The sequence below is a fragment of the Mesorhizobium sp. WSM3864 genome (assembly GCF_002294955.1).
Lineage (GTDB): Bacteria > Pseudomonadota > Alphaproteobacteria > Rhizobiales > Rhizobiaceae > Mesorhizobium.
Map to the genome: position 1 here is coordinate 121,572 of NZ_NSGD01000014.1, position 7,176 is coordinate 128,747.

3 protein-coding genes and 1 pseudogene are annotated in these 7,176 nt (G+C 60.8%); 1 reads left to right on the forward strand and 3 read right to left on the reverse strand.

The window, feature by feature from the left end; all coding sequences use genetic code 11:
* Positions 1-427 precede the first annotated feature (427 nt).
* Positions 428-5,671, forward strand: coding sequence for an ATP-binding protein (locus CK215_RS23900; protein WP_095832387.1), 5,244 nt, complete (start codon positions 428-430; stop codon positions 5,669-5,671).
* 31 nt (positions 5,672-5,702) lie between these two features.
* On the opposite strand, the gene CK215_RS23905 is transcribed toward CK215_RS23900, so the two are convergent.
* From CK215_RS23905 to CK215_RS23915, 3 genes and pseudogenes are all read right to left on the reverse strand, one after another.
* The gene (locus CK215_RS23905; protein WP_141245517.1) at positions 5,703-6,242 is read right to left on the reverse strand and encodes a hypothetical protein; all 540 of its coding nucleotides are present in this window, start codon (positions 6,240-6,242) and stop codon (positions 5,703-5,705) included.
* A gap of 12 nt (positions 6,243-6,254) precedes the next feature.
* Entirely contained in the window at positions 6,255-6,551 is a 297-nt protein-coding gene (locus CK215_RS23910) for a hypothetical protein (RefSeq protein WP_095832389.1), read from the reverse strand.
* Between the two features lie 325 nt (positions 6,552-6,876).
* Positions 6,877-7,176 (reverse strand): annotated as a pseudogene (locus CK215_RS23915) (sorbosone dehydrogenase family protein); the annotation flags it as partial.

The window sequence follows — 7,176 nt, forward strand, 5'->3', positions numbered from 1 at the left end:
TGAGATCGCAGGCTGATCGCCGTCATTGTGAGAGAACGCCGTAACCTTCAGGTTGTCAGTAGCGACTACGTTCGCGAAGTAGGCCAACTTGCTGGCAGTGGCTGCCTAGCGATTTTGACATCCAGCTCAATCCGAGCCCCAATATCTCTGATGTAAAGTCAAGGTACCAAAAGTGGTCCAAACCTTCGAGAATCAGCTTATGCTGCAGTGCGAACAAGTTCTGCGTGAGACCATATCCCAGCCCCTCGAAGCGACAACAAAGCCTTCTAGGTTGTTACGGAGTTGAGAGGGGGAGGATCTTGTATTTTTCGACAGAATGCCGGCTAACCTTTGCCTATCGTCGTGGAACGTGCAGGTAAGGTACTGCGGTTCGAGCAGGTAGGCGTGCGGCAACCTACGCGACGATGGGCAATTGAATGGGTGGGTTATGCTGAATATCGTCCTGGAGACGGCGGAACACGTCGATCCGATCGAGGAGATCAGGACGGCGACGCTTGAGAGAATAAGGCATTTCCTGCAGTCGCCGCGAGACGTGCGGGTCTATTCGGACCTGAGAGGACTTTGTACGACCGTCTCGGTTTCATACCGCAACCGATCCGTGCTTGAGCTGTTGCAAAACGCCCACGACGCCCATGCCCCGGGCGAAACCAAAGGTCGAATTCGCTTCTTGCTGGAAGATGAGGGTAGCTATGGCGTCCTCTACGCAGCCAACGACGGTTTAGGCTTTACCGGCGACAATCTGACCGCGCTTTGTAGCCCGACGCGCACCACGAAGACGGTAAATGAGGCCATCGGCAACAAGGGCGTCGGCTTTCTGAGCGTCTTTCAGATATGTGCCCATCCGGAAGTTTATTCGAGGCCCAGACCCATCCGATCGCCTGATTTTGACGGCTATTGCTTTTCCTTCGCGGACGTCAGCCAGTTGCGCACATTCCTTGAGCCGGAGGGGCTGGCGGACCAAGTGGCTCGCATTGCCGACAGCATGCCGCAGCTTTATCTCGCAACACCATCCTACAGCCCGCCTCCACGGGTTCTCTCACTGGGTGAGGAAGGCTACGCGACCGTCCTGCGCCTTCCCCTGAAGAACAAGGAAGCGCGCCTGGCGGTCGAGGCCCAGTTGCACGCGCTTGCGACCGGCCAGCCCGAAGTACAGCTGTTTCTCGATCGCATCTCGGAATTGAAAATTGAGTTTGCGGGCAAAACCCATGTCCTCGGCCGCGACCCGCAAACGCTCTACGAGCTCGACGATTTGAAGCTGCAGAAGGTGGCCTGCGGGTCCAGGAGCTATATCGTCGCGCGACGAACCCTGAAAGAGGCGACGATCCGCCAGGTTATAGAGGCCGATCTCGCCAGCGAGGCGCTGCCGCAAAGCTGGGCTGACTGGAAGGGTGATGCCATCGTATCGCTGGCTGTGGCTGCCTCGGGAGATCCAATCAAGGGCCGGCTCTATACCTTCTTGCCGATGGGTGAGGCCGCTGAGGCTCCGCTCGCAGGTCACCTGGACGCCCCGTTCTTTGCTACGATCGAGCGCAAGAACCTTGAAGACGGTGGGACTTTCAACGCTTATCTGATGAAGCAGTGCCGTTCCCTGGCATTGGCCGCGGCAACCATCGCCAAGTCGGTGCTGGACAATCACCCCGCACGCCATGTGGTGGCCGACCTGTTGTTCTGGACGGGGCAGGGTCACACCGACATTCGCACCGCTCTGCTCGACAAGGGCGACCTTGTCATTCCTGCCGAGGACCGGCGCGGGGAACAAAGCTGGGCCAGCCTGAAATCGGTCCGCGTGTGGGAAAACGCCGGCTTTTTCTTGCCCAAGCGTGTGGCGCAATCAGCACCCTTTCCACTCGTCGATACCCGATTGGGTCCAACACGCATCGCCAATCTTCGAAAGCTGGCAGGTTCGACTGTCAATCTGTCGGTCAGTCTTGAGGAAAAGGCCGATGTCGCCGTCGCCGTTGCGCAGGACCTGTTCAGCACCGGCGCCCCAGTCTCCGACTGGGACCGGTTCTATTCAGCCTTGCCGGAACTGCTTCCCAATGCTGGCGAGCGCTTGCAGGGCCGTCCGATCCTTCTGACCGATCGGAACGAACTGGTCTTGACTGAGGCGCCGGTTCCTGACGAGCAGGCAAGGGTGCGCCGGCGCCTGTCGACCGTTTTCCTGCCGCCCCTGCGTCAGGCGGCGGCCTCGCTTGCGCTGCCGGTCGCAGTTTTGAGACGCATGACCTATCTGAACGGCGCGCTGGCTTGCGCGTCTGATGGCGCCAATCCAGGCAGGAAGTTTCTTGTCGGCGCAAATCTGGTCCGCGAATACGACCGGCGCGAAATCCTGCGCATGATCGCCGGCGTGATCATCGACCCGGGTCAGGCGAAGGATCCCGACCAGGCTAGGTGGGAAGCGCTTACTGCCATTTTGACGATTTGCACCGGCGAAGGCGGCTCCATTGCCGAGGCCGATGAAATCGGTCTGCGGGTGCCGGCCCGCGCAGGCTGGGTGCGGGCGACAGAAGCGTTCTTCGGCGGCTGGGCCGGAACGCGCTCGCATGAGCTGGACGATCTGTTTGACAAGGCATCTTCGGTGTCAGCCGAGCTGGCCTCCTTGAGCGACTACCGGCTTGTTCCCTACACGCGGTGGAACGTTCCGTCGGGCAAGCGTGAAGCATGGATCGCCTTCCTCAAAAAGGCCGGCGTTGCCGATCACCTGCGGCCCTTGCAGACGATCGCTGGCCAGCCTGTTCGTGCCCAGGGCAACAACGTCGTCGCAGCACTTGCAAACCGCAAGCTCGCGCTCTCCGACGACCAACAGAAAGCCTGGATCAAGCGTCTCGCAAGCGAGGGGAGCCTGCCCAATCCCCTCACCGAATATACTGCCCGCGACGCATGGCGTTTCCCGGGACAGGCTGACTACAAGGAGATCGGCAAGATTGCCGCGGAGGCCTACGCGATCCAGGTTGTCCGCATGCTTGAGGCCTTTCCCGGGCTGGTCGAAATGACGGTGTTCCGGCCCAACCATTCCGGTGCTCCCAACACACGGACTTGGGCCTCGCCGGCGCGCAGTTTCCTCACCACCGAGGCCTGGGTTCCCATCATCGGCGACGTCAAGCGAACACTTGATAAGTCATGGCTGCCCGCGCTGCACGAGACGCCGCCGCCGCAGGCGCCACTGGTCACCTACCACGTGCGATCGGCGATCGAGCGAGCCGACCAGGCGCGGGAGATCCTAGTCGACGAGGGGTTGTCCATCTTCGGCGAACAAGGATCAGCGTGGCGTCTGCTGGCGCAGGCGGGGGAATGGCTGGACGGATCGTCTCATCCGGCGGAGCGGCTGTGGGCCCTCACGGCTGAAGCCTGGGCCCATGCCAGCCTCAGCCGAGACTTGCCCGCCGGCATGCGCCTGCTTGGAAAGATGGACGGGGCGGTGATCTCGTTTGATCCGCGCAGCGAGGAACGCGCCGTCTACATCGCCGATGCCGACGACCGTTCCATGGCGACAGCCCTTTCTCGCGTCGCGCGAGGCGTCATCATGTTCGAGCCGCCGCTGGCCAAGGCCAAGGACGTCGCGAGCTATCTGTGCTCAAAGGTTCCTGAGCGCCTGCAGCGCATGTCTGAAATGGAGGTGGTCTACAGGACGCCCGACGGCGCGTTCGCCTACGACACGTCCGACGCCTTGCTGGAACAGGACTTCGTCGGAGACCTGCGCAGCTTCGTTCTTCTGAGCGTCCGCTACAGGTGCAGGTTCGTCTCAGCCGGGCCCGACAAGATCCTCGGCAAGCTTTCGGCCTTGCGCATCCGCTGGGTGGACTCGCTCGAACTGCAGGTCGGCCAGCACACGCTGCCACTGCCCTCGTTCCAGCATTCGGGCGTTCTGGTGAACACCGGGCAGGGGGATACTTTGCTGGCGCCCATGGCGGCCAGGGGTACCGACAGGGAACTGATGGTGCTGGCGCCGGGGATCGGCGAGGCGATCGCTTCGAGACCGCTAGCAAGTGACGCCTTCTACGCCGTAGCGGCGCGGATGTTTCAAGCCGGCAAGGGCCTGACGCCCGAAGGCCTGGCGGAGGCACTGGACGTCGCGCCCGAAGATGTTATCGCTGCAATGCAGGCTTCGCGATCACTGATTGCCGCATTGCTGCACGTTGCGCGTCCCTTTATCCGTCTTTGGGGGGCCACCACGGCGGTGGAAAGGATACTTGAGGACCATCGGTTGACCACTGAAGGCGATCTGGTGGCAGCCCTTGATGATCTCGCCTCGATCCCTCTATCAGGTTCCCAATTGCTCGAGGCCTGCCGCAGCGGTTCCGTAGAAACTGCCGCATTGGATTTGGACGTCGACCTGGCGTCTCTCAATGCGGTTCTGGAGGAGCTTGGGGCTCCTTATCGACCGATCGACCGGACAGCTTATCACGAGGAGATGTTCAACAATTACTATCTGCGTCAAAAGGCCAGGGTGCGGGAAAGCATTCGCCAGGCCCACCGCGCCGACTTCCGTTCAGGCAACATGGCCAGATACCTGGCGGCGCGCGACACCGCGGCCCCGACAATCCCGCAGGGCATCGGGCAGTCGCTCATCCGCAGCGGCCCGACCGACTGGGCCTTATGGCTGGGGGATTGGCTCGCCCACTGGAACATAGCCACGCTTGTCGAATTGCCGGAAACCGAGGCGAGCCTCGATGCCGTTCGGGACGCAAATCAAAAAATCCTCAAGGCGCTGGCGCCAAAGGCGCGGCTCCTGCTCGTCAAAAAGCTTGGGATTGAGGCGGAAATCGTCAAGCAGTGGCGCGATCCCGATGGCCTGGAGGGCCGGCTGGTTGCGCTTGCGAACGCCCAGGGATGGCTCGACTTCGACCGCCTTGATGAGGCGGGCATCCTCGACTGGCTCGGCCGCGGCGGGCTTTGGCCGGCGGATTGGCCAACGTCGCTGGCGCCAGTCGATTATGGCTTGATCGCCGAAGACCTTGAGGCTTTGAAGGAGGCCGAACGTAAGGCGCGGGAGGAACGCGCCAGCCCGCCACCTCCCAAGTTCGACTACACCGGTGGAACGTTTGTGGTCGGCCAGACGACGCTTGCCTCGATCACCGATCAGATATCCGAGCTCGCAAACGGCAATGCAGCCCTGCTGGCCTCCAGTTCGAAGACGATCAAGGGCAGGCATGTCATCTTGTCAAAAGGCGGATCTGGCGGGGGCGGCGGAGGCTGGAGCGGGGGGAAAAGCCGCCTCAGCGATGACGAGAAGGCCGTCATCGGCTATTTCGGCGAAGCGATCGCCTTTGCCTGGCTCAAGGCAAAGTTCGGCCGCAACCGGGTGGTCGACTATGAGTGCTGGAAGTCTGGCTATCGCGTCCATGCATGCGGAAAGACGGGTGAAGACCTCCTCGGCTATGACTTCGAGATCCAGAGTGGCAAGGCCATCTGGTTCTTCGAGGTTAAGGCAACATCCTCGCTCGACCCTGGCGACATAAGAATGGTCGAGTTGGGGTCGACCGAGATCGCGAAAGCGGAAGTCTGCCGCGCGGAAAACCGACTGCACTACCGGATCCTTTATGTCGTCAATGCCTTAAAGCCCGATCAGGCCAGCTTGAGTGTTCTTCCCAACCCGCGAAGCGAGGAAGGCAAGAGCTTTTACACAGAACAGACGAGCGCTGGGGTTCGGTTGTTTTTTGGGGCGGACTGAGGTGTCGCTGTTGGGTGCGAGATCGCCAATGCTAACCTTGGTCGTAACGCGACAAATCGCGCTCCTTGGTCTGTAGCTCGGCACGTTGAAGCGCTGCCTCGGCCTCGGCATCCTCCGCCCGCTCTCGTAGCGCCTGGACTTGGGCTTCCAAAACTTCACGCGACCGCCGTTCCCGGCGTCGTACGAGACCAGCGACGCGGCGGCCCAAAGCGCCTTCACGCGCCGCAAGGGTCAGTTCACGCACCGAGACGCCCTCAACATTGGCGACCCATTCGAGCGAGTCCGCACCCGGTTCAAGCACCCAGCGCGGCCTGCCACGAAGGGAAATCACCCGCACGAGTCCGATGTCGCGCGTCAAGTGTGTGAACAAGGCCACCCTGTCATCGAACTCGCGGGCGCCCGTGCGCACGAAGCGGCGCTCGCCGTCGATTTGCGAGTCAAAGTTGGATATCCGCAAAATCTCGTAACTCACGCCGTCCCGCTCAACATTGATTGGCGCATAGCGGCCGGCAGGTACCTCTTCCGCCACTTCACGCCAGCTTTGAATCCAACTTGCAAGACTCGGCATCAATCAACGTTCCTATCACTTGGTCCCGAAAATGCGACGACCAGCGACGTAAAGCGCAATCAAACCGGCTCGAACTAGCGGCAGGAGCCGGCGCTTCAATGCCTTGGTCTTTCGCTTGGCGATGGCTACGCGAAAACGCCCGCCAGCTTTTGCAAGGGTTCCGGTAAGTCGACGCGCCGTCGCGTAGCCGTGAGCATGGATCAAAGCATCGTGCGTCCAGGCGCGGACTTGCAAGGCATGCGGCCCAGGGAGGATATCGATTGTTACGCGGTGAAACACATCGCCATTGCGTTCGAACGATCTCGGGATCATTTGTGGGCGTCCTTCTTGTCACGTGGAATTCCCATATATCCGCGAAAAAATGAATTTGAAAGCGAAATTTTCCGCATTAGAATGGGATTATTACCTTTGAGTGCTGAAGGGCGGCGTTGGTGCTTCGGTTGATTTTCTAGCCAGCCGCTCCGAAACGGTCCAATCCAGACTACTAGTCTGATCGAGATAGAGCCAACGAGCCAATGGCAGCTTTGCGCCTCATCTCGGCGGTACAGGTAGGATTTGCTATGCCCCGAAAGCAGTCATTGTATTCGAAGGCGCTCGAGATCGCGCTTACGGAAAAGGCGGTCAGAAAGGCACTGCGCTAACGCCCCTTCGCTCGGCTGACCCGCCAGATGACGTTACCAACATCGTCGGCGACGAGAAGTGCGCCGGCCCGATCGACAGCAACGCCGACCGGACGGCCCATCGCCTTGCCATCATGTCCGAGGAAGCCGGTGAGCACATCCTTCGGGGGCCCGCTCGGTCTACCACCGCGGAATGGTACGAAGATCACCTTATAACCGCTGTGCACGCTTCTATTCCATGAGCCGTGCTGGCCAACGAATGCGCCGTTGCCATAGGCTGTGCCGAGCGACGCGCGGCTGGAGAAGGCCAGTCCCAG